The organism is Scandinavium sp. NPDC088450 (assembly GCF_044900545.1).
Classification (GTDB): Bacteria; Pseudomonadota; Gammaproteobacteria; order Enterobacterales; family Enterobacteriaceae; genus Scandinavium.
Window position 1 is genome coordinate 64,525 of sequence record NZ_JBJDNI010000012.1, and the last position, 24,302, is coordinate 88,826.

Here is a 24,302-nt window from a genome sequence, read left to right on the forward strand (position 1 = left end):
CTCTCCCCAAAGGAGAGGGAACATGACGGTGCCGTTTGACCTTCCCCCTCTCCCTCAGGGAGAGGGCCGGGGAGAGGGTGATGAGCGAACCAAACTCTGGAGAACCCTCATGACCACATCCACCCCGCTGCTCCAGCTCACGGGCATCAGCAAGTTTTTCCCCGGCGTACGCGCGCTGGAAAACGTGCAGCTCAGCCTATGGCCTGGCAAAGTCACCGCGCTGATTGGCGAAAACGGTGCAGGAAAATCCACGCTGGTCAAAGTGATGACCGGCATTTATCAGCCTGACGAAGGCGAACTGCTTTATAAAGCGATCCCTATTCAGCTGCCCACGCCGGATTCGGCGCACAAAGTGGGGATCACGGCGATTCACCAGGAAACGGTGCTTTTCGATGAGCTGTCCGTCACCGAGAACATTTTTGCTGGTCAGTATGTGTATAAAGGCTGGCTGAAAAAGCTCGACTGGCCGGAAATGCACCGCCGGGCGCAGGCTTTACTGGCGCGTCTGGAAGTGCAGATTGATCCGCGTGCGACGTTAAAAACGCTCAGCATCGCCCAGCGCCACATGGTGGCTATCGCTCGCGCCCTGTCGTTTGATGCACAGGTGGTGATTCTGGACGAACCGACGGCCGCGCTGTCTCAGCATGAAATTCTGGAGTTCTATCAAATTGTTGAGCGCCTGAAGCAGGACGGCAAAGCCATTCTGTTCATTTCGCATAAGTTTGATGAGATTTTCGAACTCGCCGATCACTACACCATTCTGCGGGACGGTGTGTTCGTTGGCGAGGGAGATATTCACGACATCACCGAAGAACGGATGGTGGCGATGATGGTGGGCCGCTCCATCACCCAAACCTTCCCGAAAGTGGCCTGCGAACCAGGTGATACCGTGCTGGAAGTGAAAGACCTGTGCCATCCGACCGAATTTGCTCATATCAATTTCACTCTACGGAAAGGTGAAATTCTCGGGTTTTATGGTCTGGTCGGTGCCGGGCGCACTGAACTGATGCAGGCGCTTTCCGGCGTGACACGCCCTTCTGCAGGCGAAATTCTGCTGAATGGCAAAGCCATGCAGTTCCACCAGCCAGCCGATGCCATAAATGCGGGCATTGTCTGTGTGCCGGAAGAAAGGCAAAAACAAGGGGCGATTATCCAGCTCCCGATTGCCCAGAACATCAGTCTGCCGCAGTTACGCAAACTGAATCCTAACGGCGTGCTTCACGATGAGCGCGAATGGCAACTGGCTGACGATTACGCCAAACGCCTGCAGGTGAAAGCCTTCAGTTGGCGTCAGGCGGTCGAAACGTTGTCTGGCGGCAATCAGCAAAAAGTCGTCATCGGCAAATGGCTCGCCACGCATCCGGAAGTGATCATTCTCGATGAGCCGACAAAGGGCATCGACATTGGCTCGAAAGCCGCTGTGCACCAGTTTATGTCCGAGCTGGTCGGCCAGGGACTGGCGGTGATTATGGTGTCGTCCGAATTGCCGGAAGTGATGGGCATGGCCGATCGCATCATGGTGATGCATGAAGGCCTGATGGTGGCGGAATACCGCGCAGGCGAAGCAACGGCGGAAGTGATTGTCAGTGCCGCCAGCGGTGCCGGGAGGGAAGCCGCATGATGCAGCAACTGCTAAAAAATCGCGAAGCTCTCCTCGCCGCAGTGATTGTGCTTCTGGTATTGGCGATTGGCAGCCGCACACCGTCGTTTATCGCGCCGGGCAATCTGGTCGAGATGTTCAATGACACCTCGATTCTAATCATCCTCGCGCTCGGGCAAATGATGGTGCTGCTCACCAAGGGCATCGATTTGTCGATGGCAGCCAATCTGGCGCTCACCGGGATGATTGTCGCACTGCTCAATTTCCATCATCCGGATATTCCGGTCATCGCGCTGCTGGCGCTCGCCACGTTACTCGGTCTGCTGATGGGCATCATCAACGGGTTGCTGGTCTGGAAATTGGGCATCCCGGCGATAGTGGTGACGCTCGGCACCATGAGCATTTACCGCGGGATTATCTTCCTGCTTTCCAATGGCGGCTGGGTGAACTCCAATCAGATGAGCCCTGCGTTTCTCGGCCTGCAGCGTACCCCTCTGCTCGGGTTGCCGGTGCTGAGCTGGTTCGCTATCGCCGCGCTGTTTATCGTGGGCTATTTCTTGCGCTACAGCCGTACCGGTCGTGCACTTTATACCGCAGGCGGCAACGCGACGGCGGCGTATTACACCGGCATCAACGCCGGAAAAATGCAGTTTGTCAGCTTCTGCCTGTCCGGGGCGCTGGCGGGTTTTTGCGGCTATCTGTGGATTTCCCGCTTTGCCGTGGCCTATGTCGATGTCGCTAACGGCTTCGAATTGCAGGTCGTGGCGGCTTGTGTGATCGGCGGCATCAGTACCATGGGCGGCACTGGCCGCGTACTCGGCTGTTTGTTTGGCGCTCTGTTTCTCGGCGTGATCAATAACGCCTTGCCGATTATCGGCGTTTCGCCTTTCTGGCAAATGGCGATTTCCGGCGCGGTGATTGTGATTGCGGTGGTGCTCAACGAGCGCGGCAACAAGCGTAAAGGGCGTCTCATTCTGCGTGATGCAGCGCTGGCCCGACAGAAACAGGCGGTGAAATCATGAGTAAAATGCTGACCTCTGACGACATGCAGACGCCCTCACCGACCCCTTCCATTTTCCAGCGACTGGCGTGCTGGGAAGGTTTTTTACTGTCGGTGACGCTGCTGGTCTTCGTGGCGAACGCCCTCGCTTCGCCTTACTTCCTCAACATCTGGAATCTTTCAGATGCGACGTTCAACTTCACCGAAAAAGCGATCATCGTGTTGCCGATGGCGATGCTGATCATCGCCCGGGAAATTGATCTCTCGGTGGCGGCCATCATTGCGCTGAGCTCCACCGCGATGGGCTTTTGCGCAGCAGCAGGAATGGACACCCCGCTGCTCGTCTGCGTGGGGCTTGGCGTTGGTGTGTTGTGCGGGTTGCTCAATGGCTTGTTGGTCACCCGGCTCAACCTCTCTTCCATCGTGATTACCATCGGCACCATGAGCCTGTTCCGCGGGATTTCTTACATTCTGCTGGGCGATCAGGCGCTGAATCAGTATCCGGCGAGTTTCGCCTGGTTTGGGCAAGGTTACGTCTGGGAGGCGCTCTCATTTGAGTTCGCGCTGTTTATCGCGCTCGCCGTGGTGTTTACCTTCCTGCTGCATAAAACGAACTTTGGTCGCCGCACGTTTGCCATCGGCAATAACCCGACGGGTGCATGGTATTCCGGAATTAACGTCAAGCGTCACAACCTGATTCTGTTCGTGCTGGTAGGGTTGATGTCGGGCCTTGCCGCCGTGCTGCTGACGTCACGTCTGGGCAGCACGCGCCCCACCATCGCGCTGGGCTGGGAGCTTTCAGTGGTGACCATGGCGGTGCTGGGCGGCGTCAACATCCTTGGGGGTTCAGGCAGTATGCCGGGCGTGATTATCGCCGCCTTCCTGATGGGGCTGGTGACCTTTGGCCTGAGCCTGCTTAACGTGCCGGGTATCGTGATGTCGATAATCATTGGCGCGATGCTGATCGTGGTGATTTCACTGCCCATTATAACTCGCCGGATCATGCAACGAAGACGGATCTAATGCCGGGTGGCACTGCGTTTACCCGGCCTACGAGGTTGTAGGCCAGGCAAGCCCAGCGCCACCGGGCAGGAAAAATCAACAATGTTAAGGAGAATACGTATGAGCTTTATGTTGGCACTGCCCAAAATCAGCCTGCACGGTGCGGGCGCTATTGGCGATATGGTTAATCTGGTCTCAGGCAAGCAATGGGGTAAAGCCCTGATTGTCACCGACGGTCAGTTGGTCAAAATGGGGCTGCTGGATAGCCTGTTCACCGCTATGGACGAGCATGAGATGTCCTGGCAACTGTTCGATGAGGTTTTCCCGAACCCAACGGAAGCGCTGGTGCAGAAAGGGTATCAGGCCTTCCGTGACGCAGAATGTGATTACATTATTGCCTTCGGCGGCGGCAGCCCGATTGATACAGCGAAAGCCATTAAAATCCTCACCGCCAACCCAGGTCCGTCAACCAACTATTCCGGCGTGGGCAAAGTGAAAAATCCGGGTGTGCATCTGGTCGCCATCAACACCACCGCAGGCACCGCAGCAGAGATGACCAGCAATGCGGTCATCATCGACAGCGAGCGCCAGGTCAAAGAAGTGATCATCGACTCGAACATCATCCCGGATATCGCCGTCGATGATGCCAGCGTGATGTTAGATATTCCTGCATCCGTCACCGCAGCCACAGGGATGGATGCGTTAACGCATGCAATCGAAGCCTATGTTTCTGTTGGCGCACATCCACTGACAGACGCTAACGCGCTGGAAGCGATTCGTCTGATCACCCTCTGGCTGCCAAAAGCCGTCGACGACGGTCACAATCTGGAAGCGCGTGAACAAATGGCTTTCGGTCAGTATCTGGCGGGGATGGCCTTTAACAGCGCCGGTCTGGGTTTGGTGCATGCCCTGGCGCATCAGCCTGGCGCAACCCACAACCTGCCGCACGGCGTTTGTAACGCCATCCTGCTGCCTATCATCGAAAACTTTAACCGTCCGAATGCCGTAGCGCGTTTCGCTCGCGTGGCACAAGCCATGGGTGTAGAGACTCGTGGCATGACCGATGAAGCGGCGAGCATGTCGGCGATTCAGGCCATTCGCGATCTGAGTGCCCGAGTGGGGATTCCTTCTGGCTTCAGCAAACTCGGCGTGACCAAAGCGGATATCGAAGGCTGGCTGGACAAAGCCCTCGCCGATCCTTGCGCGCCATGTAACCCACGCACCGCCAGCCGCGACGAAGTGCGTGAACTCTATCTGGAGGCTTTATGATCCGCAAAGCGTTTGTCATGCAGGTGCATCCGCACATGCACGATGAATATGAGCGCCGCCATAACCCTATCTGGCCGGAACTGGAATCGGTGCTCAAAGACCACGGCGCGCACCATTACGCCATCTATCTGGATAAAGCGCGGAACCTGCTGTTCGCCACGGTAGAAATTGAATCCGAGGAACGCTGGAATGCTGTCGCCAGCACCGATGTCTGCCAGCGCTGGTGGAAATACATGGGTGAAGTGATGCCGTCTAATCCGGATAACAGCCCGGTGAGTGCGGAACTGAAAGAAGTGTTCTGGCTGGAATAAATCACGGTATCACTAACTAACGCCCGACGGGAATTCCGCCGGGCATTTTGCTATCAGAAATAATATTTAAACCGCACGCGAGCCCCATAACGGTCGTCGTTATCGCTGTCGGAGGGTTTATCCTCAGCATCAAGAATGGAGTAATAAGCGCCCAGGTAGATATTGAAGTTCTGCATATCCATCACGTTCGGGATTTGATAGGACGCGTGAACCGTGTGGATATCGTAGGTGCCTTCATCGGTTATCCAGCAGTCGTTATCGCAAATCACGCCACTGAAATCGTCGATTTTATTGTGCGCATAGATGTAACCCAGTTCGAAGCGCTGCCACAGGGCGTTAATGCCTGCGGTGAAGTCTTTCTCTTCTGGCGCATCCATATAAGCCGTATTCAGGTTCACGACAATGCCGTCATCCGGATCGTTTTTCAGGCCGTTCCAGGTCATGGTCATCCCGTAACCGGTACGATCGGACTGATCGACAAAATTTCCATTTTCATCGTCATAGCCATACGCATTACTCACGACGTTCGCTTCCATCGCCGCGGCAACAGAAAATGCGCCTTCAGACCAGGAAATGACCGGGCGTAAATAAGCGACGTTTTTCTGCTGTTCCATATCACGTCCATGGTAACCCCCTTCGTTATAAAGAGAGGTGCCATCTTCCAGCAGGGTGTTCAGTTCGAAATACCAGTTGTCTATCTGCTTGCTCATCAGGAAGTTACCGCCCGCATCGGAGCGCCCGCGCCCTTCCTTCATCATGTAGATATAACCGTTCCCGTCGTCATACAAATCGTTCGCCGTGTTGCCGGAATGCTCGACAAAGGTATCCTGATTCAGCGGGAACATATCGTAGGCTTCAAAACGCCCGACTTTCACTTTCCAGTCGTTTTCCTGGCCAAAGAAGAAGACCGCATCATCGAGATCCACCGATCCGGTCATATCCGCTAAAGGCTGTGCAGAGAAACCGGCGAAATAGCCATTTTCCAGTTTTCGCATGCCGTCGAAACCTAACAGAATTCGCCCGTTAAGGTTCCAGTTTTCATTATCGTTAGGGTTATTCAGGTTGGCACTGGTCATCGCCAGCATGCCGCGCTTACTTTCCGCATCCATGTTAAATTCGACGTCGCCGTAGATTTTAAGGTCGCCATAACCGGATAAGGAAAGTGCCGGACTGGAGGCGTTCTTCGCCGTCTCTTCTTTTGGCGTTTCATTTTTGACAGTGACGCGTTGTTGAACGTCTTGTAACTCTTGTCTGTCTACCGTTTGCTGCGCTTTCAGATGAACCACTTCCTGTTCCGCCGCCGCTGCCCGGTTTTCGGCAGAGATTAATCGCTGTTCCAGTAATTCCAGTCGTTGTTCTACGGTGAGTTGGGTTGATTTTGCTGAGGCGGCATTCGCGCATAAAAATAGCCCGATAGCGACAGCCAGTGTCGTTTTTCTCATGTGTCACAATCCTTGAGGAAATAAAAATAAAGCGAAACACAATTTCGCCATGAATAGATATTTGCGATGAATACTATTTCTATTTTTCATTCATCAGCCAACTTATCTACAAGTTAGCCAACTGATTGTTTGCGCTAAGGAAAAGAACAAACCTAAGGAGAATATTATTAAGGGAGAAAAGACGACATGAAAAATAACTCACAACGTGAGCGGTATAACGTCTGAAATTTTTTTCATGGATTATTTATAAATAATACGGCCTCAATATTGAGGCCGGTTATCATTAATTCTGTTCGGCGACCAGAATGGCCTGGGTATCTTCTTCCAGGGCTTTAAACACATGTTCTCTGTCTGCCGGGTAACAAATGTAATCCCCTTCATTCAGCTCTTCAGGCGCTTCCGTCAGCCCAACCAATGCCCGGCCCTGCGTCACGATAATATGTTCAACCGATCCTGGCGGGTGGGGGTGAGAGATACGGTCGGCCCCCGGCTGGGTCATCAGCAGATAGATGTCACGACGCGCACCCGGTGGACAGGTCGCCAGCAAAATGGCCTGATAGTTGGCTTGTTCCGCCACCACTTTGGTGCCCTCTCCACGGCGAATCACCTGCGTTGTCGCCGCCTGCGGCTCAAGCAGACGCGCAAAAGGAATATCCAGCGCAACGCACAGCGACCATAACGTTTCCAGGCTAGGATTACCGTTGCCCGCTTCAAGCTGTGACAGCGTAGATTTGGCTATCCCGGCACGGCGAGCAATTTCCGCCAGCGACAGCCCGGTTCGCTGGCGTTCCCGCACCAGACTTTTGGCGATGACGCTGATTGGCTGTGTCATACACGGCTCCGTATTTGTTGCGATAGAAGGTTAAATCGAACGAATCGTTCATCTTGAAAAACGATCTGGCTGCGTTCATTATAATGGATACTCGTTCGATATGGCTAAAATTGTATGCTCAAACATTCTCTCTCCTGCCTGAAAGCCGACACCATCAAAGCCATTATTCTGGTCTGCGTGGCTGTGGGTGTGGTGGGCGTTTCCTACGGTTCACTGGCGATGTCCTGGGGCTTTCCGCTCTGGGTTCCGCTGGCGTTATCCACGTTAGTCCTGGCGGGTGCTTCTGAATTTATGTTCATCGGCATCATTGCCAGCGGAGGCAATCCGCTTGCGGCTGCGGCGGCAGGCTTACTGGTCAATGCCCGCCATATTCCTTTTGGCGTGGCTGTGCGCGATCTGGTCGGCAAACGTGCCGCCAGCCTGCTGGGCTGCCATATCATGAATGATGAGAGTGTGGTGTTTGGGATGTCGCAGCCTACGCCGGAGCAGCGCAAAGTCGCCTACTGGTTATGCGGCAGCGGCGTCGCCATTCTTTGGCCGCTGGGCGTGCTACTGGGAAGTGGTGTAGGCAAACTGCTTCCTTCACCGGAAACCATCGGCCTGGATGCCGTGTTCCCGGCAATTTTGCTCGCGCTGGTTATCCCGGCCTTTAAAAATCGCACAACGCTTATTCGCGCCATGACCGGTGCCGTTGTCTCTCTGGCTTCTGTGCCGTTCACGCCTGCGGGTGTGCCGGTACTGTTATCCCTGCTGGGTATTTTCGCGAGGAAGAAATAATGGGCGAAACGGTATGGATTATCGTGGGGATTGCGGTGTTGTCCGTCGGGACTTACCTGATGCGCTTCGGTGGAGCGAAACTGGGCGGCAAGCTGGCCTTATCAGAACGCTCACAGGCCATGCTCAATGATGCAGCCACCACCTTGCTGTTTGCGGTGGCTTTAGCGGCAACGTTCTTTGAAGGCAGCCATTTTGCCGGCAGCGCCAGGGTGATTGGCGTCGCTGTCGCGGTGTTCCTGGCCTGGCGAAAAGTGCCGCTGATTGTGGTGATCATCGCCGCCGCGGTGGTTACGGCGTTATTAAGGCTGGCTGGCCTTCCGTAATGTGTTCTTTTACCCAGGCCGTCAGCCGAGTGAAATCAGCGGGAAGCTGGTCCTGGTGAAGATGATAAACCGGGCCAATCATCATCGGTTTCGCCCGGCTCGCCAACTGCGCCAGCTCGGGTAAATACTCTTCGCCTGGATGGCCCATTTTGCGGGCATCCAGGCGAAGAGCGTAGCGGCTCACGGCAAGTTCTGGTGAAATTTGATTCCAGACTTCAAGCACCCGCTCCACGCCCGCCTGCTGTAAGAAACGCAACAGTGCATCTTTGGGTTGAAAACCAAACCAGGCATCCACAATCCATACGCAGTTTGCCGGGGCCTGAGCGATGATAGACCAGATAACTTCGTAGGCCGCACAACCCAACTTGCGGTTAAAGGGCCGATCGATGGTTTCGAAGGTCGCCATAAAAGGCTCTTTAATTCCGTCAATCGTCAACGAAGGCGCGCCCAGAGAGCTTGAGAGTTCGCGAGTGACTGTGCTTTTCCCCGACGCGGGAATACCGTTTACCAGAATGACCGTTTTGCAGTCGGTTAACAGACCGTGTTTCATAGCAGCGCCACCACCTCTTCTTTACTGTTGGCGGCTCTCAGCCTTGCCAGCCGATCATCATTATCCAGCAAGTCGACAATTGCGCGGATACCTTCTTCAATGTGCGCGTTACTGTCTCTGGCACCAAACATGATGACGATATCCACCGCCTCGCTGTCGCCGAACCTGACCGGCTCGGTAAGCAGCACCATGCTAAAACAGTTGCGCTTCACCCCACACTCCGGCCGAGCATGAGGGATCGCTATACCCTCATCAAACACATAATAAGCCCCGTGTTCGAGCGTATTCTGAATCACCGCTTCACCGTACTGTTCGGAAATAAAGCCGTTCTCGACCAACGGCCTGGCCGCCTGACGAATAACGTCCTGCCAACGAGAAAGTGTGACACCGACCTGAATGGCATTGGCTGCAATCAGTAATTCTTTAATCGCCATGGCTGCTCCCTATATGTTGCGACGAATCACATTACGTAAGGCATCAATTTGCTCAAAGAGCGTGTCCACCTGTGAGCGATAACGCTGGCTGCTGGCATACACTTTTAGCGCACGGTTGTAGGTCAGCATTAATTGTTTCTGTGCTTCACTGTCGCGAGGATCTTTTTCAAGCCTCGCCTCCAGTTCCGCTATTTCTTCAGCGAGCTGTTGCGCCTGAATATCATTTTCCACACCCTTCTCTGGCGCTTTTTCCCATAATGACTTGAGCGATTTAAACATAGCCGACTCCAGCCCCGACGGGTGCCGGGGCACCAGGGTTTGAATATAAAATAGACGGAACTTATTTAAACAGGGCGATCTTTTCCATTAAGACATTGGTGACTGCATCGTTTGCCGGGATTAAAAATTTGCGCACGCTGTCGTTCACTTTTCCCTTCTCAAACATGGTCTTGCATTGCCCGACCCACTGCACATTCATTTCGGTTCCGACATTCACTTTATTAATACCTTCGGTCACGGCAAGACGCATGTCATCATCGCTGACGCCCGTCCCACCGTGCAGAACCAGCGGCGTTTTGGTGGCTTCGCTGATCTCTTTTAGCCGCTGATGTTGAATATGGGCTTTCCCCGTATATAGCCCATGAACAGTACCAACCGAAACCGCCAGCATATCTACGTGCGTTTCTTCAATAAAATGCCTGGCTTCTTCCACGGTCGTAAAACAAATATCTTCTTCCGCCACGGCCTTTCCATCTTCAGAGCCACCGATAGCGCCCAACTCCGCTTCGACAGAGATATTTCTTGGACGCGCCATCTCCACTACAATTCGGGTATTGGCAATATTGTCTTCCATCGATAAATGCGAGCCGTCATACATCACGGAAGAAAATCCGGCATTCATGGCGGTTTCGATAGCTTTAATATCAGAGCAATGATCGAGATGCAGACACGTCGGGACATTTTCACTTTCAGCTAATGAGCGGACGGAATCGACCAACAGTTTATACCCCAAATATTCTGCGGTGCCGGTAGAGATCTGAATCATCAACGGGCTGTCCGTTTTTTTGGCCGCCCGGAAAAAAGCGGGCAGCATTTCGATGCAGTGTAAATTGAATGACCCAATCGCTTTGAACTGACGTTGCTGAGCAACATCCAGTATCGCGTTAAAATTAAGCAGACTCATGAACCTTCTCCCCTTTAGGCTTGGTTGATTTGCCATTCACAAACCAGGCAAGTGCAGCGACAAAAACAATAAACAGCAGGACGAACAACCAGTTATTCTGGAACGCATGGCCCAGAACCAGGCCGGTACTGATAACGTCGGAATCACTGAAGGTCACGCCAGTGAAGCCGTAACTTTCAAGCATGGGTACCAGAATGGCTGGCAGCAGTGTGATAAACAGACCGTGCACCACACCGCCAATCATTGCGCCGCGACGGCCGCCAAGCGCATTACCAAACACGCCTGCAGTGCCCCCGGCAAAGAAGTTGGTGAGTAAGCCGGGCAGGATCATTGCCAGGCCAAACATCGGGAACACCAGCATGCCGATAATTGAGCCAACGGTGGTCGCCAGGAAGCCAACAATCACGGCATTAGGCGCATACGGAAACAGTACCGGACAGTCGAGGGCGGGTTTTGCATCCGGCACAATCCGCATGGCGATCCCACGGAATGCAGGCACCAGCTCGTTCAACAGCAAACGCACACCGCTGTAGAGAACAAACACGCCCGCTACAAACTGAATGGACTGCATAAAGGCATACATCAGGTAGTTCATGCCGCCAGAGAACTGAGCGATATAGCCCGGGCCGGCCGCCAGAGCAGGGATCAGGTACATCGGCACCATCACCACCGCCATCGAAAGGTAGGTGTCCTGCAGGAATTTGAAGTTATCGGGCAGCTCCAGATCTTCCGTTGAACGAGACCCCTTCCCGACCACTTTCGCCACCGCGGCCTGCACCAGATAGCCGATGGTGCAAAAGTGCCCGAGCGCCACGTCATCGGAGTCAGTAATACGCCTGACCACCGGCTGCGCCAGCGCAGGCATGACAACCGCCATGACGCCACCGAAAATACCGCCGGTTAAAATTAATGGCAGCCCGGTCAACCCGGCTTTATAGCCAATCACGGTGCCGATGGTTGCCATCCACAGTAAGGCTTGCCCGGTCAGGAAGATGTATTTCAGCGGCGTGAGTCGGGCAATAATGATATTGACGGCGAAGATAACCATCAGTGTCATCGCCACTTCAGAGCCGAGCTCTCTGTTTGCCAGCCCGGCAATGGCTGCCACATCGGTGATATAGCCCTTCATGCCGAAACCCTGGGTAAAGATATCGTTGAGGAACGTCAGCGTCGCCACAATGATATTGATCCCGGCCATCATGATCAGAAAGCCCAGCAGCGTTTTAAACGTTCCTTCCGCAATTTTCCCCGGCGATTTCTTTTGCAGGATAAGCCCCAGCATCGCAATAAATGCGACCAATATCGAAGCCTGCCCCAGCAAATCTTTAACGATAAATTCGATGAAACTATTCATGATCGGCCACCATCAAGTTTTTCTCTTTGAGAAAAGCGACGATTTTCTTTTCGATTTCCTCTTTATCCGTTAATTTCTGCAAAATAATGACGCGCTTCGATTCTTCTTCACTGGCATCTGCCGTTAAAATATCGGCAAAGGTTTTCGAGGTCAAAATCAAATCAGATTTAAATGCCCCAGCCTCGGACACTGTGGTGTGCTCAATCTGCGCCGGAATTTCCAGTTTTTTTAATACGGCTTTAGCACTCATTTCAATTGCAAAGCTTGAGCCGAGGCCGCAGCCACATACGCAAAGAACTTTTAACATGTAGGGTCTCCTCAAATAATTTTGAGTTGCATGGCAAGTTTATAATGATGTCCTTCGGTATCTACCAGACGTTTTGTTATACTAATTAAATCAATCGGAATCGGTTTGTTGCTGGAATTAATAATAATGGCTTTATTTTTCATGCCGGACTGAATACAGCGCACGACTTCGCTAGCCATAATGGTGCCCTGATATATCTCTTCACAGGTGGGTTCTCCACTGCGTAAGCCGAAGCCCACAATGGCTTTACGGATGCGTACGCCGATTTTAGGTTCCAGCTGTTTAATCATGGTGTCGACGGCCCCCTGAAAACCGGGGGAGTATTCCCTGGTGTAGCCCTCAGAGCAGAGAATAACGACGCTATTCTGCTGGCTGAGTTTGTCCTGAATACGTGTCACAAGGTTCGCGAGGGGAATCTGGCATTCCGGAATAAGCGCCAGATCCGCATTGCTTTTTATAGCGGCCTGAAGGGTAAGCTCACCGCAATATCCGCCCAGGACTTCGACCATAAACACCCGGCCGGGTAAGGCTCTTCCCGTATTTCTGAGCTTGGCCACTTCCTTAATAATTTGCTCGCAGGCCGTTGAAAATCCAATCGTATAATCGCTGCCATACACGTCATTATCGATGGTCATGCCGACGCCAAAGCAATTAACATCAAATTCGCTCAGGGTATTTAAAAACTGCAACGAGCCATCGCCACCCGCCATGATTAAAATATCAATACGTAATGACTTGAGCTTTTTGGCAATCTCTTCGTATTCCACGCGCATAAGTTTTCGCGCCGTACGACCCGACGTAATGATCGGCATGGCAGAAATAGAGTAATCCACCAAATCGCGGAGAGACACTTCCTGATGGTGTTTTTCCAGTAGCCCCGGAATTCCCCCATTAAAAAGAGTGATATCCGCCTGAGCCAGTCTCGCAATTTGAAAGATAAAGTTATTGATGCCTGAAACATCACCACCACTAACGACAATACCGATTTTCATCTCATATCCTTACTGGTCTCTTTCCACTATTTTTCCCTGACTTCAAGAGTCACATTTGCAATTGAGATCACAAAAATCTCATAATTTCACTGAGCCAGATGTTTGACATGGGGTATTTAAGGGCATTATTTGTGATGTTCGTCACTTAATAAAAACAATAGATCCTGAATATTTTCTGATTTTAATATTGTATTTCAGGGAGTTAATTAAGAAGAGAGCGATAGCACGCGAGGAAGCGCTTTTGCGCCTGGCAGAGGAAAATCCGAAAGAGAAATTTGTGAGCTTTACCTCGTTTTTTTGTTTTCAAAGGGCGCTGCCGTCCGGCAAATGACGCCGAAGTGTGCTTTACCCCACATAATTTCTCGTGGGTTAAACGTCATATTGTCAGTTTCCACGGACATATTACCGCTCATTACCGGGCCAGACAGCCGTTACTATCAGAGGGTATTTTTTCTCTGGAGTCATGTGATGGCTGTAATAACCCCCGACTGCATCAACCTCAATATTCGCGGCAATACTGACTACGCCATTCTCAAGGCGTTGGCAGAAATGGCTTATCAGCGCGGTTTTGTCACGGATAAAGCCCTGTTTCTGCAAACGCTGCTGAAACGCGAAAAGCTGCACTCTACTGGCTTTGGCTCAGGTGTTGCTGTGCCGCATGGCAAAAGCGCCTGCGTGAAGCACCCCTTTGTTCTGTTTGCCCGTAAATCGGAACCCGTCGACTGGAAAGCCGCCGACGGCGAAGCGGTTAACTGCTGGATTTGCATCGGCGTGCCTCAGGAAGGTGAAGACAATCAGGTGAAAATGATCGGCAGCCTGTGCCGCAAAATCATTCACGCCGACTTTATCAGCCAGCTGCAAACGGGTGACGTCAGCCACCTTCTCACCCTGCTTAATCAGACGCTTAGCGAGTAAAAGGAAGCTGCCATGGAATCATCATTGCGCGTTGTTGCCATCACCAACTGCCCGGCGGGGATCGCCCACACTTATATGGTGGCCGAAGCGCTGGAACAGAAAGCCCGTGCGCTGGGCCATGTCATTCGGGTCGAAACGCAAGGCTCAAGCGGAGTCGAAAACCGCCTGAGCGACGCTGAAATTGCAGCGGCAGATTACGTTATTCTCGCTACCGGACGTGGGATCAGTAACGATGACCGTCAGCGCTTCGTCGGGAAAAAAGTCTATGAAATCCCCATTTCACAGGCGCTGAAGAATATCGATCAGATTTTTACTCAATTACCCACCAATTCTCAGATATTTAGCGCAGATAGCGCCATGAAGCTGGGCAAACAGGACGTTGTGCAGGGCAGCGTGATGAGCCACTTAATGGCGGGCGTGTCTGCGGCACTGCCGTTTGTCATCGGCGGCGGTATTCTTGTCGCCATCGCCAACATGCTGGTGCAAATGGGACTGCCTTACACCGACATGGCCAAAGGCGCGCCGTCATTTACCTGGGTTGTCGAATCCATCGGCTACCTCGGGTTCACCTTTATGATCCCGATTATGGGGGCATATATCGCCTCGTCGATTGCCGATAAACCCGCCTTCGCCCCGGCGTTTCTGGTGTGCTATCTCGCTAACGATAAAGGCCTGCTCGGCACACAGTCCGGCGCGGGTTTTCTGGGCGCGGTGGTACTTGGACTGGCGATTGGCTATTTCGTCCTGTGGTTTCGCAAGGTTCGCCTGGGTAAAGCCCTGCAACCGTTGCTCGGTTCAATGTTGATTCCGTTTGTTACCCTTCTGCTGTTTGGCGTGCTCACCTACTACCTCGTCGGGCCGTTTATGTCCGATTTGATGGGCGGCCTGCTGCATTTCCTCAACACCATTCCGCCCTCGATGAAGCTTGGCGCGGCGTTCCTGGTCGGGGCGATGCTGGCGTTCGATATGGGTGGGCCCATTAATAAAACGGCGTGGTTCTTCTGCTTCTCGCTGCTCGAAAAACACATTTATGACTGGTACGCCATTGTGGGCGTGGTGGCGCTAATGCCACCGATGGCGGCGGGGATCGCCACCTACATCGCACCAAAACTGTTCACGCAACAGGAAAAAAGCGCCGCCAGTAGCGCCATCGTCGTCGGTGCAACTGTCGCTACCGAACCGGCCATTCCTTATGCGTTGGCTGCCCCACTGCCGATGATTACCGCCAACACCCTTAGCGGCGGCATCACCGGCATGCTGGTCATTGCTTTCGGCATTAAGCGTCTTGCGCCTGGTCTTGGCGTGTTCGATCCGCTGATTGGGCTGATGTCCCCGGTCGGGTCGTTCTATCTGGTGCTGGCGATCGGGCTCGCGCTGAATATCTCACTGATTATTGTGCTGAAAGGCCTCTGGCTTAAACGTAAAACCCCCCAACAGGAAACGGCTCATGAACAACGAACTGCTTAAGCAGCTGTGCCAGGCCACCGCCGTGAGCGGTGATGAACAGGAAGTTCGCGATATTTTGCGCGCCACACTAGAGGGCCACGCCGAGGAAATCAGCTTTGACGGGCTGGGCAGTTTTATCGCCCGCAAAGGCAGCCACGGGCCAAAAGTGGCGATTGTTGGGCACATGGACGAAGTGGGGTTCATGGTCAGCCACATCACCGACGACGGCTTTCTGCGTTTTGCCACCGTGGGCGGATGGTGGAGCCAGTCAATGCTCAACCACCGGGTGACCGTGCGCACACGCTCCGGTCAGCATGTGCCGGGCGTAATTGGTTCGGTTGCCCCGCACGCGCTGACTGAAAAGCAAAAACAGCAGCCGGTCGATTTTGATGAGATGTTCATCGATATTGGTGCCAACAGTCGCGAAGAAGTGGCCAACCGTGGAATTTTCATTGGCGACTTTATCAGCCCGGAAGGCAATTTCGCACGCTGGGGCGAGGACAAAATCGTCGCCAAAGCGCTCGACAACCGTGCCGGATGCGCATTAATGGCTGAGCTGTTTATGTCCGTCAATAACCCGGCGATTACTCTGTATGGCGTGGCGAGCGTGGAGGAAGAAGTCGGCCTGCGTGGCGCTCAGACATCGGCAGAAACCCTTAAACCTGACGTAGTCATTGTGCTGGACACCGCCGTGGCAGGGGATGTACCCGGCATCGATAAAGTGAAGTTTCCGCTGAAGCTGGGCAACGGCCCTGCGGCGATGCTGTTTGATAAGCGCTATTTTCCGAATCAGAAGCTCACGGCTCTGCTGAAAGCGTCGGCGGAAAAAACCGAAACCGACCTTCAGTTTTGCATCATGAAAACAGGGGCAACAGACGGCGGGCGCTACAACGTAATGGGAGGTGGTCGCCCGGTGCTGGCACTTTGCCTGCCAACACGCTATCTGCACGCCAACAGTGGGATGATTTCTGAAAAGGATTACGCATCGCTGTTTTCCGTGGTGCGTCACCTCTTGCAACAGTTGAACGGTGATACGGTGGCCACACTTTGTGATTTCAGGTGATCAGGGATGCTTAACGAACGTCAGCTCGGGCTTTTAGAAAAACTGGAACATCAGGCCAGCGCGCTTGCGGAGCTGGCGCAACAGGCTGGCGTTTCTGCCCGAACAATCACCCGTGATATCGACTACCTGAATTTTACGCTCAGCGGTCGTGCGCGGGTGATCAATCAAGGCAACGCGGGCGTTCACCTGGAAATCCTCGACCGTAAGCACTACTTCCAGCTCCTGCAGCGCCACGACAATGACGATCAGTTGCTGGCGCTGCTCTTGCTGAACGGGTTTACCACTCGCCTTCAACTGGCGGATGCTTTGCATCTTCCGGAAACGCTGGTTGCCGATAAGCTGGTGAAACTGCGCCAGCGCTATGAAAAAATTTTTACCCTCGCAGGACGCCCCGGCGTAGGTTATTTCATCGACGAACCTGAGTCTCGGCAAATTTTGCTGCTCGCGAACCTGTTGAAAAAAGACCCCTTCGTTTCTTCACTGACTGGTTTTAACTATGCCGCCGTAGAGCGGCTTTCTGCGGCCATCGCGTCTTTACCGTCCTGGCCTGCTATTCACCGGGACTATGTGGTCAGCGTGATCCTCGCGGTATGGTCCATGCGTAACCTTGTGCGCGGCGGTTTGCAAACCAGGGTGAATCACGAGGTGTCAGGCTGTATCGAAGCCGCAGGGTTTTATTTCAGTGAGAAAACGCTCTGCGTGCTCATTTCGCTGCTGGATGAACTCCAGAGTCAGGCCGAATCCATCACGCCGTCGCTGATTCAGCAACTGCTCAGCGACACGCAAACAGCGCACCCTGGCAGCGTATTGGATAATCAATTAATCGAGGACTTAACCGGACATGTGACGCGCTGCGCCGCTTCCCCCGTGTGGGTGGCGGAAAATCGACAGGGCAGCATGAATAACCTCAAAGCGGCCTGGCCCGTGGCCTTTGATATGAGTATTCACTTTATTCATCTTCTGCGGGAAAAATTGGGGGTCGTCGTCTCGGACAGCGATCTGGTTGGCCTTTATTTTGCCTGCGCGCTGGAACGCCAGCAGACCGATCGCCAGCCGGTGATCCTGCTCACCGAGCAAAACGCGATCGCCACCATCAATAAGCTCGCTATCGAGCGTGACGTCCTGAATTGCCGGGTGCATATCGTGCACAGCCTCGCTGCCCTGCAGGGTATATCCGAAGAAATTCAGCCCGTCTGCATCATCAATAACAGCCACCTGCCGCTGGATGACGCCACTGAAAATGTGCTAAACATCCGCAACATCATCACCCCGACAGGTATCGGGCAAATCAAAGATTTTCTCGACACTGCTTTTATTCGCCAGAACCTGCACAGGTTGTTTCCGGCGGAGGCCAGTTTTCATGATGATAATCAGCCTGGGGAGAGCTGGCTGGAGATTTGCGCCCGTGTAAGCCAGCGGCTCTCTAGTGAAGGATATCTCACGGCGGATGAAGCCTGGCGCATTTGTCAGCGCGAGCAGGAAGGGGAAAATCTGGTCGTCAATCAGTTGGCCATTCCGCACTGCTGGAGCGAAAAGGAGACGCCGTTTCGGGGATTTTTTATTACGCTTTCACGCCCGCTCACGGTTAACCATGAACCTGTCAGCCATATGCTGATAGCCTGCGCCAGCGCGTCTGCCAGGCACGAATCAAAAATTTTTAGCTATTTAGCACGCACGCTATATAAGCATGTGCCGGGAAGCATTGCAGGGTTACGAAACGTCGAGGATTTTTTGACACTGCTGAGGGAGTAAACCTGTCCCGGACTCAGAGGAGCCAGGGACAGCGGCTAAAACTTATTTATTCAGTTCTGCAGTCATGTGGACCTGATTACCGTTGAAAGCCTGGGTAATTTTGTAAGAAGACGCGCCCGCTTCCTGAGCCTGAGCGGCAATTTTCGCTTCAGCACCGTCGATAGTGGTGGCGGTTGCGGTCACTGTCTGTGCAGCGAAAGAACCGAAAGAAGTAGCCAGAGCGATAACTGCGACAAAAGTTTTGATGCTTTTCATGATATAAACCCTTCAATTAAGTTGTCTTGATAAGGCACCATGCCTTGATGTGATAAATAATAGGCCCAGAGACTGACAACTTATAGCGGAAGGTTTTGCTTACATCATTCAAATTTATTGAATTAAAAAAGCCAGTCAGGTACAACTGGCTTTGGGTCGCCGATCCCGGGATCAGCGGAGCAGGTTAAAGCTGTCGATCATGCTGTTGTACGCCTTCAGAGCCGCAGGGTAGGAATCTTCCACCATCCAGGCGCTTAAGGGTTCTTTAAGCTCTTCTTTTTCATCTTCGCTGAAGGCCACATGATCGCGGATACGGCGGATGTATTTCTTCGCCGCAAGTTGATACTGCCCGGCATCGTTAACAAACGAGAAGTTGAGGCTCTGTTTATCTGCTTGCTTGAGCAAATTCACCGTTGCTTCCAGCTCTGTGACTTTTTCCATCATGACCTGCCCATCAAATTTATCCTGGGCAATAACCTTGTTGATTTGCTTAGCCTGGATAACAGTCGACAGGGCATAGTAATGAAAGGTCTTCCCTTCTGCTTTTTCTATTTTTTCCAGCTCAACCCTCTGACGCCTGTCATTGACCTCAACGATTGCGGCATGATATTTATCAGCCACAGGCTCAAAGGTAGCTATATTTTTGAGTAATTCCTGATGCAGCGCTTTCCCTTTCACAAAGCCATCGTCTTTATAATTTTCCTGAGTGTAATAGCTGTCCATTTCATTAATGGTATTTCCCAGGGCTGTTATAGCATCAATATAGTGATCCGCTACGCCATCGATCGGCGCCAGCTCCGGCTTAAGTGCCACCACGTGCTTCATATCCGTACCACAGCTAGCCAACGTGGAGAGGGTTATCCCATAGGTGCCGTAGACAATGTCCTCTTTCCCGGTTGGCCCTTTTTTAAAATCCTTCAACCAGCTCGCGTAACGCGTCAGGCTGCGATTTACAGGCAGCTGTAATGCATTAAAGCATTTGACGTACACGCCCATTTTTTCGTCGTAGATGCTTTCAGGATCTGTTTGCGCATTTTGAGCCGTCGCGGGTTGCACTTCGGGCTTTGACTGCGGCTTTTCAGCAGGTGCCGGGCTGGCGGGTTGAGTATTTGCTGCGGGGGCTTTTGCCGTTTCCTCTTTTTTATCATCACACCCTGTTAAACTGGACACACCGATACTGATAATTATTGTCGCAAATAATAAACTTCGTTTCATACACGCCATCCATGATTATATAAATTTAAGAAATTCATCATAACCAATTTATTAGATGGGCTCCATGTCCGATACAGGGCAATTAAATAAACACACATTGACGAATAAAATAGAGATAATAGTCATGCATTTAAAATGATTGCAGCAACAGCATAGATTTTATCACTGAATAAAACCCGATTCAGGCAAACCGTGCGGAAGATTAAGGGGCAATTAACCGCTGCGGATGGGTATAAATCGTTGCTCTGCCTGGCTTGCAAAAACCCACCAGTGTCAGGTTGCAGCGTTCGGCCACTTCTACTGCCAGCGTGGTCGCTGCGGAGACAGCAAACAGAATTTCCACCCCGCACATCGCCGCTTTCTGCACCATTTCGTAACTGGCGCGGCTCGACACCAATACTGCGCCCTGTTCCCACGCCTTTTCTTCTGCGGCACGTTTGCCAAGCAGTTTATCGAGCGCGACATGGCGGCCGACATCTTCAAGCCCACCCGCCAGTTTGCCATCCGGCATCACCCATGCCGCGGCGTGAGTACAACCCGTCATGCGGCCCACAGGCTGCACATCATTGAGGTGTTCCAGCGCGAGGTCGAGATATTTCAGGTTGAAGGTTTGGGTAAACGGCAGCGGCGTAATCGGGCGGCCCACATCATTGAGCTGTTCAACGCCGCAAACGCCACAGCCTGTGCGTCCGGCCAGTGCGCGGCGGCGCTCTTTCAGGGCCATAAAACGGCGACTGGACAGCTCAATCTGAACCTCAAGCCCATTGCAGACTTGCACCACATCCATACCGTAAATGTCAGAGCGGTTCTCTATAACCCCTTCGGATAAGGAAAAACCAATGGCGAACCATTCGAGGTCTTTCGGCGACGCCATCATCACAACATGCGAAATCCCGTTGTAAACCAGCGCCACGGGCACTTCTTCAGCCAGTTCGTCCTGCTGCGTGTGGTGGAGATCTTGCCGTTTCCACAGACTCACCTGGCGCATTCCAGTGATTTCAATCACATTACTGACCTGTTTTGATGGGTTTTCGTTCACTTTGCATTAACCGTATTGGAACACACATACACACAATGTGGTATTCTGAGCATATCCCTCCGGGAATGAGGGAAATTACCCTAATTCTGAACCTTTGCGGCATCGACCGCAAAGGTTAATAACAATCCATCCCCTTAGCGGTTTAGGTATTGAAGGCGACGGGGAGCAATGTCGAAACAAGGAGCGACCCATGCAGGTCAGCAGAAGGCAGTTCTTTAAGATCTGTGCTGGCGGTATGGCAGGAACCACGGCAGCGGCACTGGGCTTTGCCCCAGGTGTCGCGTTGGCGGAGACAAGGCAGTACAAACTGCTACGGACCCGTGAAACCCGTAACACCTGCACTTATTGTTCTGTCGGTTGTGGGCTGTTGATGTACAGCCTCGGCGATGGAGCAAAAAACGCCAAAGCCTCTATCTTCCATATTGAAGGGGACCCGGACCATCCGGTCAACCGGGGTGCGCTCTGCCCGAAAGGTGCAGGACTGGTGGATTTCATCCACTCCGAAAGCCGCCTGAAATTCCCTGAATACCGTGCGCCAGGCTCCGATAAATGGCAGCAAATCAGCTGGGACGACGCATTCGATCGCATCGCGAAACTGATGAAAGCTGATCGTGACGCCAACTTCATCGCCCAGAACGCCGAAGGCACCACCGTCAACCGTTGGCTCTCCACCGGGATGCTGTGCGCTTCTGCTTCCAGTAACGAAACCGGTTATTTAACCCAGAAATTCTCCCGTGCGCTCGGTATGCTCGCGGTGGACAACCAGGCACGCGTCTGACACGGACCAACGGTAGCAAGTCTTGCTCCAACATTTGGTCGCGGTGCGATGACCAACCACTGGGTGGATATTAAGAACGCCAACCTGATTGTGGTGATGGGCGGTAACGCCGCTGAAGCGCATCCAGTAGGGTTCCGCTGGGCGATGGAAGCCAAAATCCACAACGGTGCGAAACTTATCGTTATCGATCCGCGCTTTACGCGTACGGCATCGGTGGCGGATTTCTATACCCCGATTCGTTCCGGCACTGACATCACCTTCCTGTCAGGGGTGATCCTGTACCTGCTGAACAACGAAAAAATTAACCGCGAGTACACCGAGGCGTACACCAACGCCAGCCTGATCGTGCGTGAAGATTACGCGTTCGAAGACGGTCTGTTCTCCGGTTACGACGCCGACAAACGCAAGTACGACAAAACCAGCTGGAACTATGAGCTGGATGAAAACGGCCACGCGAAGCGCGATACTACCCTCACCCATCCACGTTGCGTGTGGAACCTGCTGAAGCAGCACGTTTCCCGCTATACGCCGGAGATGGTCGAGAACATCTGTGGTACGCCGAAAGCGGACTTCCTGAAAGTCTGTGAATACATCGCCGAAACCAGCGCCCACGATAAAACCGCGTCGTTCCTATATGCATTGGGCTGGACACAGCACTCCGTTGGTGCGCAGAACATCCGTACCATGGCGATGATCCAGTTGCTGCTCGGTAACATGGGGATGGCTGGCGGTGGCGTTAACGCCCTGCGTGGTCACTCCAACATTCAGGGTCTGACGGACCTGGGCCTGTTGTCACAAAGCCTGCCTGGCTACATGACGCTGCCGAGTGAAAAACAAACCGACCTGCAAAGTTATCTGACCGCCAACACGCCAAAACCGCTGCTGGAAGGTCAGGTGAACTACTGGGGCAACTACCCGAAATTCTTCGTCTCAATGATGAAAGCGTTCTTCGGGGATAAAGCGACCGCAGAAAACAACTGGGGCTTTGACTGGCTGCCGAAGTGGGACAAGGGTTACGACGTCCTGCAGTACTTCGACATGATGTACAAAGGCCAGGTGAACGGCTACATCTGTCAGGGCTTCAACCCTGTCGCGTCGTTCCCGAACAAGAACAAGATTGTCGCTTCACTTTCTAAGCTGAAGTATCTGATAACTATCGATCCGCTCAACACCGAGACATCGACGTTCTGGCAAAACCACGGCGAGTCGAACGACGTTGACTCCTCGAAGATCCAGACCGAAGTCTTCCGTCTGCCGTCCACCTGCTTCGCCGAAGAGAACGGGTCTATCGTGAACTCCGGCCGCTGGTTGCAGTGGCACTGGAAAGGCGCGGACGCGCCGGGGATTGCGAAAACCGACGGCGAAATTCTGGCGGGTATCTTCATGCGTCTGCGTGAAATGTACGCCAAAGATGGCGGCCCGACACCAGAACCGGTGCTCAACATGACGTGGAACTACTCCACGCCGGATGAGCCTGCGTCTGAAGAAGTGGCGATGGAAAGTAACGGTAAAGCGCTGGCGGATATTACCGACCCGGCAACCGGTGCCGTTATCGTCAAAAAAGGCCAACAGCTGACGTCGTTCGCCCAATTGCGTGATGACGGCACCACCTCAAGTGGTTGCTGGATTTTCGCAGGCAGCTGGACGCCAGACGGCAACCAGATGGCTCGCCGTGATAACGCCGACCCGTCAGGCCTGGGCAACACGCTCGGCTGGGCGTGGGCGTGGCCGCTCAACCGCCGCATTCTGTATAACCGTGCTTCCGCTGACCCGCAGGGTAAACCGTGGGACCCGAAACGCCAGCTCCTGAAATGGGACGGCGCAAAATGGGGCGGAGTGGACATTCCGGACTACAGTGCTGCCGCACCGGGCACCGACGTCGGGCCGTTCATCATGCAGCCGGAAGGGATGGGGCGTCTGTTTGCTATCGATAAGATGGCCGAAGGGCCGTTCCCGGAACACTACGAGCCGTTTGAAACGCCACTCGGCACTAACCCGCTGCATCCAAACGTCATCTCGAACCCGGCAGCACGCGTGTTCAAAGATGATATGGAAGCGATGGGTAAAGCCGATAAGTTCCCGTACGTGGGCACCACTTATCGTCTGACCGAGCACTTCCACTACTGGACCAAGCACGCGCTGTTGAACGCTATCGCGCAGCCTGAACAGTTTGTGGAAATTGGCGAGAAGCTGGCGAACAAGCTCGGCATCGGCCACGGCGATACGGTGAAAGTCTCCTCCAACCGCGGCTACATCAAGGCCAAGGCGGTGGTGACCAAGCGTATCCGCACGCTGAAAATGGACGGCAAAGACGTGGATACCATCGGCATTCCGATCCACTGGGGTTACGAAGGCGTGGCGAAGAAAGGCTTTATTGCCAACACGCTGACGCCGTTCGTCGGCGACGCCAACACCCAGACGCCGGAGTTTAAATCCTTCCTCGTGAACGTGGAAAAGGTGTAA

General features: G+C 53.2%; 24 protein-coding genes. 12 read left to right on the forward strand and 12 right to left on the reverse strand.

Going from position 1 to position 24,302, the window contains the following annotated elements; genetic code table 11:
* Nucleotides 1-109: 109 nt before the first annotated feature.
* From ACI2I2_RS12755 to rhaM, 5 genes are all read left to right on the forward strand, one after another.
* Complete coding sequence (locus tag ACI2I2_RS12755; protein ID WP_404658237.1) at nucleotides 110-1,621, forward strand: sugar ABC transporter ATP-binding protein; 1,512 nt, start codon at nucleotides 110-112, stop codon at nucleotides 1,619-1,621.
* On the forward strand, nucleotides 1,618-2,622 hold the full coding sequence (locus ACI2I2_RS12760) for an ABC transporter permease (protein ID WP_404658238.1): 1,005 nt from the start codon (nucleotides 1,618-1,620) through the stop codon (nucleotides 2,620-2,622). Before ACI2I2_RS12755 ends, ACI2I2_RS12760 begins: the two co-directional genes overlap by 4 nt.
* Complete coding sequence (locus tag ACI2I2_RS12765) at nucleotides 2,619-3,623, forward strand: ABC transporter permease (RefSeq protein WP_404658239.1); 1,005 nt, start codon at nucleotides 2,619-2,621, stop codon at nucleotides 3,621-3,623. Before ACI2I2_RS12760 ends, ACI2I2_RS12765 begins: the two co-directional genes overlap by 4 nt.
* 99 nt (nucleotides 3,624-3,722) lie before the next feature.
* On the forward strand, nucleotides 3,723-4,871 hold the full coding sequence (fucO, locus tag ACI2I2_RS12770; RefSeq protein WP_404658240.1) for a lactaldehyde reductase: 1,149 nt from the start codon (nucleotides 3,723-3,725) through the stop codon (nucleotides 4,869-4,871).
* Nucleotides 4,868-5,182: an L-rhamnose mutarotase gene (rhaM, locus tag ACI2I2_RS12775; RefSeq protein WP_404658241.1), complete on the forward strand. Its 315-nt coding sequence runs from the start codon at nucleotides 4,868-4,870 to the stop codon at nucleotides 5,180-5,182. The genes fucO and rhaM overlap by 4 nt, the downstream gene beginning before the upstream one ends.
* A gap of 53 nt (nucleotides 5,183-5,235) precedes the next feature.
* Here rhaM and ACI2I2_RS12780 read toward each other — a convergent pair whose 3' ends face one another.
* Together ACI2I2_RS12780 and ACI2I2_RS12785 are read right to left on the reverse strand one after the other, a co-directional pair.
* On the reverse strand, nucleotides 5,236-6,624 hold the full coding sequence (locus ACI2I2_RS12780) for a carbohydrate porin (protein ID WP_404658242.1): 1,389 nt from the start codon (nucleotides 6,622-6,624) through the stop codon (nucleotides 5,236-5,238).
* 283 nt (nucleotides 6,625-6,907) lie between these two features.
* The gene (locus tag ACI2I2_RS12785) at nucleotides 6,908-7,456 is read right to left on the reverse strand and encodes a helix-turn-helix domain-containing protein (RefSeq protein WP_404658243.1); all 549 of its coding nucleotides are present in this window, start codon (nucleotides 7,454-7,456) and stop codon (nucleotides 6,908-6,910) included.
* 114 nt (nucleotides 7,457-7,570) lie between these two features.
* Between ACI2I2_RS12785 and ACI2I2_RS12790 the strand changes: the two genes are divergently transcribed.
* Nucleotides 7,571-8,233, forward strand: a complete 663-nt coding sequence (locus tag ACI2I2_RS12790) for an AzlC family ABC transporter permease (protein ID WP_404658244.1) — start codon at nucleotides 7,571-7,573, stop codon at nucleotides 8,231-8,233.
* A complete protein-coding gene (locus tag ACI2I2_RS12795; protein WP_404658245.1) occupies nucleotides 8,233-8,556 on the forward strand; it encodes an AzlD domain-containing protein in 324 nt (107 codons plus the stop codon). The genes ACI2I2_RS12790 and ACI2I2_RS12795 overlap by 1 nt, the downstream gene beginning before the upstream one ends.
* On the opposite strand, the gene ACI2I2_RS12800 is transcribed toward ACI2I2_RS12795, so the two are convergent.
* From ACI2I2_RS12800 to ACI2I2_RS12830, 7 genes are all read right to left on the reverse strand, one after another.
* Nucleotides 8,522-9,106 carry an AAA family ATPase gene (locus ACI2I2_RS12800; protein ID WP_404658246.1) on the reverse strand — a complete coding sequence of 195 codons (585 nt, stop codon included), beginning with the start codon at nucleotides 9,104-9,106 and terminating at the stop codon, nucleotides 8,522-8,524. The two genes, ACI2I2_RS12795 and ACI2I2_RS12800, sit on opposite strands and share 35 nt — an antisense overlap.
* Nucleotides 9,103-9,540, reverse strand: coding sequence for a PTS sugar transporter subunit IIA (locus ACI2I2_RS12805; RefSeq protein ID WP_404658247.1), 438 nt, complete (start codon nucleotides 9,538-9,540; stop codon nucleotides 9,103-9,105). Before ACI2I2_RS12805 ends, ACI2I2_RS12800 begins: the two co-directional genes overlap by 4 nt.
* A 9-nt stretch (nucleotides 9,541-9,549) precedes the next feature.
* A complete protein-coding gene (locus ACI2I2_RS12810; protein WP_404658248.1) occupies nucleotides 9,550-9,819 on the reverse strand; it encodes a hypothetical protein in 270 nt (89 codons plus the stop codon).
* Between the two features lie 61 nt (nucleotides 9,820-9,880).
* Nucleotides 9,881-10,723, reverse strand: coding sequence for a ketose-bisphosphate aldolase (locus ACI2I2_RS12815; protein WP_404658294.1), 843 nt, complete (start codon nucleotides 10,721-10,723; stop codon nucleotides 9,881-9,883).
* Complete coding sequence (locus tag ACI2I2_RS12820) at nucleotides 10,710-12,077, reverse strand: PTS sugar transporter subunit IIC (protein ID WP_404658249.1); 1,368 nt, start codon at nucleotides 12,075-12,077, stop codon at nucleotides 10,710-10,712. The genes ACI2I2_RS12815 and ACI2I2_RS12820 overlap by 14 nt, the downstream gene beginning before the upstream one ends.
* The gene (locus ACI2I2_RS12825; protein WP_330984206.1) at nucleotides 12,070-12,384 is read right to left on the reverse strand and encodes a PTS sugar transporter subunit IIB; all 315 of its coding nucleotides are present in this window, start codon (nucleotides 12,382-12,384) and stop codon (nucleotides 12,070-12,072) included. Before ACI2I2_RS12825 ends, ACI2I2_RS12820 begins: the two co-directional genes overlap by 8 nt.
* Nucleotides 12,385-12,395: 11 nt before the next feature.
* The gene (locus ACI2I2_RS12830; protein WP_404658250.1) at nucleotides 12,396-13,376 is read right to left on the reverse strand and encodes a 6-phosphofructokinase; all 981 of its coding nucleotides are present in this window, start codon (nucleotides 13,374-13,376) and stop codon (nucleotides 12,396-12,398) included.
* A gap of 468 nt (nucleotides 13,377-13,844) precedes the next feature.
* Between ACI2I2_RS12830 and ACI2I2_RS12835 the strand changes: the two genes are divergently transcribed.
* From ACI2I2_RS12835 to ACI2I2_RS12850, 4 genes are read left to right on the forward strand one after another with little or no spacing between them, the layout of a single operon-like run.
* Nucleotides 13,845-14,291 carry a PTS fructose transporter subunit IIA gene (locus ACI2I2_RS12835; RefSeq protein ID WP_404658251.1) on the forward strand — a complete coding sequence of 149 codons (447 nt, stop codon included), beginning with the start codon at nucleotides 13,845-13,847 and terminating at the stop codon, nucleotides 14,289-14,291.
* Between the two features lie 12 nt (nucleotides 14,292-14,303).
* Nucleotides 14,304-15,758 carry a PTS fructose-like transporter subunit IIBC gene (locus ACI2I2_RS12840; protein WP_404658252.1) on the forward strand — a complete coding sequence of 485 codons (1,455 nt, stop codon included), beginning with the start codon at nucleotides 14,304-14,306 and terminating at the stop codon, nucleotides 15,756-15,758.
* The gene (locus ACI2I2_RS12845) at nucleotides 15,739-16,800 is read left to right on the forward strand and encodes an aminopeptidase (RefSeq protein WP_404658253.1); all 1,062 of its coding nucleotides are present in this window, start codon (nucleotides 15,739-15,741) and stop codon (nucleotides 16,798-16,800) included. Before ACI2I2_RS12840 ends, ACI2I2_RS12845 begins: the two co-directional genes overlap by 20 nt.
* Before the next feature lie 6 nt (nucleotides 16,801-16,806).
* A complete protein-coding gene (locus ACI2I2_RS12850) occupies nucleotides 16,807-18,552 on the forward strand; it encodes a putative frv operon regulatory protein (RefSeq protein WP_404658254.1) in 1,746 nt (581 codons plus the stop codon).
* Between the two features lie 42 nt (nucleotides 18,553-18,594).
* Here the strand turns inward: ACI2I2_RS12850 and ACI2I2_RS12855 are convergent, their stop codons facing one another.
* The 3 genes from ACI2I2_RS12855 to fdhD form a co-directional block, all read right to left on the reverse strand.
* On the reverse strand, nucleotides 18,595-18,807 hold the full coding sequence (locus ACI2I2_RS12855) for a DUF1471 domain-containing protein (RefSeq protein ID WP_404658255.1): 213 nt from the start codon (nucleotides 18,805-18,807) through the stop codon (nucleotides 18,595-18,597).
* Between the two features lie 171 nt (nucleotides 18,808-18,978).
* Nucleotides 18,979-20,022: a YiiG family protein gene (locus ACI2I2_RS12860; RefSeq protein ID WP_404658256.1), complete on the reverse strand. Its 1,044-nt coding sequence runs from the start codon at nucleotides 20,020-20,022 to the stop codon at nucleotides 18,979-18,981.
* A 202-nt stretch (nucleotides 20,023-20,224) separates the two neighbouring features.
* Nucleotides 20,225-21,010: a formate dehydrogenase accessory sulfurtransferase FdhD gene (gene fdhD, locus ACI2I2_RS12865; protein ID WP_404658295.1), complete on the reverse strand. Its 786-nt coding sequence runs from the start codon at nucleotides 21,008-21,010 to the stop codon at nucleotides 20,225-20,227.
* Nucleotides 21,011-21,251: 241 nt separating this feature from the next.
* On the opposite strand from fdhD, the gene fdnG reads away from it, so the two are divergent.
* Nucleotides 21,252-24,302, forward strand: coding sequence for a formate dehydrogenase-N subunit alpha (fdnG, locus tag ACI2I2_RS12870; protein WP_404658257.1), 3,051 nt, complete (start codon nucleotides 21,252-21,254; stop codon nucleotides 24,300-24,302).

Excerpts from the sequence above, each read along its gene's own strand:
- ACI2I2_RS12800 (WP_404658246.1), bottom strand. The coding sequence starts at position 9,106 with ATGAAACACGGTCTGTTAACCGACTGCAAAACGGTCATTCTGGTAAAC.
- ACI2I2_RS12840 (WP_404658252.1), top strand. The coding sequence starts at position 14,304 with ATGGAATCATCATTGCGCGTTGTTGCCATCACCAACTGCCCGGCGGGG.
- ACI2I2_RS12825 (WP_330984206.1), bottom strand. The coding sequence starts at position 12,384 with ATGTTAAAAGTTCTTTGCGTATGTGGCTGCGGCCTCGGCTCAAGCTTT.
- fucO (WP_404658240.1), top strand. The coding sequence starts at position 3,723 with ATGAGCTTTATGTTGGCACTGCCCAAAATCAGCCTGCACGGTGCGGGC.
- fdhD (WP_404658295.1), bottom strand. The coding sequence starts at position 21,010 with ATGCGCCAGGTGAGTCTGTGGAAACGGCAAGATCTCCACCACACGCAG.
- ACI2I2_RS12830 (WP_404658250.1), bottom strand. The coding sequence starts at position 13,376 with ATGAAAATCGGTATTGTCGTTAGTGGTGGTGATGTTTCAGGCATCAAT.
- rhaM (WP_404658241.1), top strand. The coding sequence starts at position 4,868 with ATGATCCGCAAAGCGTTTGTCATGCAGGTGCATCCGCACATGCACGAT.
- ACI2I2_RS12785 (WP_404658243.1), bottom strand. The coding sequence starts at position 7,456 with ATGACACAGCCAATCAGCGTCATCGCCAAAAGTCTGGTGCGGGAACGC.
- ACI2I2_RS12790 (WP_404658244.1), top strand. The coding sequence starts at position 7,571 with ATGCTCAAACATTCTCTCTCCTGCCTGAAAGCCGACACCATCAAAGCC.
- ACI2I2_RS12845 (WP_404658253.1), top strand. The coding sequence starts at position 15,739 with ATGAACAACGAACTGCTTAAGCAGCTGTGCCAGGCCACCGCCGTGAGC.
- ACI2I2_RS12780 (WP_404658242.1), bottom strand. The coding sequence starts at position 6,624 with ATGAGAAAAACGACACTGGCTGTCGCTATCGGGCTATTTTTATGCGCG.
- ACI2I2_RS12815 (WP_404658294.1), bottom strand. The coding sequence starts at position 10,723 with ATGAGTCTGCTTAATTTTAACGCGATACTGGATGTTGCTCAGCAACGT.
- ACI2I2_RS12755 (WP_404658237.1), top strand. The coding sequence starts at position 110 with ATGACCACATCCACCCCGCTGCTCCAGCTCACGGGCATCAGCAAGTTT.
- ACI2I2_RS12850 (WP_404658254.1), top strand. The coding sequence starts at position 16,807 with ATGCTTAACGAACGTCAGCTCGGGCTTTTAGAAAAACTGGAACATCAG.
- ACI2I2_RS12835 (WP_404658251.1), top strand. The coding sequence starts at position 13,845 with ATGGCTGTAATAACCCCCGACTGCATCAACCTCAATATTCGCGGCAAT.
- ACI2I2_RS12805 (WP_404658247.1), bottom strand. The coding sequence starts at position 9,540 with ATGGCGATTAAAGAATTACTGATTGCAGCCAATGCCATTCAGGTCGGT.
- ACI2I2_RS12760 (WP_404658238.1), top strand. The coding sequence starts at position 1,618 with ATGATGCAGCAACTGCTAAAAAATCGCGAAGCTCTCCTCGCCGCAGTG.
- ACI2I2_RS12820 (WP_404658249.1), bottom strand. The coding sequence starts at position 12,077 with ATGAATAGTTTCATCGAATTTATCGTTAAAGATTTGCTGGGGCAGGCT.
- ACI2I2_RS12765 (WP_404658239.1), top strand. The coding sequence starts at position 2,619 with ATGAGTAAAATGCTGACCTCTGACGACATGCAGACGCCCTCACCGACC.
- ACI2I2_RS12855 (WP_404658255.1), bottom strand. The coding sequence starts at position 18,807 with ATGAAAAGCATCAAAACTTTTGTCGCAGTTATCGCTCTGGCTACTTCT.
- ACI2I2_RS12795 (WP_404658245.1), top strand. The coding sequence starts at position 8,233 with ATGGGCGAAACGGTATGGATTATCGTGGGGATTGCGGTGTTGTCCGTC.
- ACI2I2_RS12810 (WP_404658248.1), bottom strand. The coding sequence starts at position 9,819 with ATGTTTAAATCGCTCAAGTCATTATGGGAAAAAGCGCCAGAGAAGGGT.
- ACI2I2_RS12860 (WP_404658256.1), bottom strand. The coding sequence starts at position 20,022 with ATGAAACGAAGTTTATTATTTGCGACAATAATTATCAGTATCGGTGTG.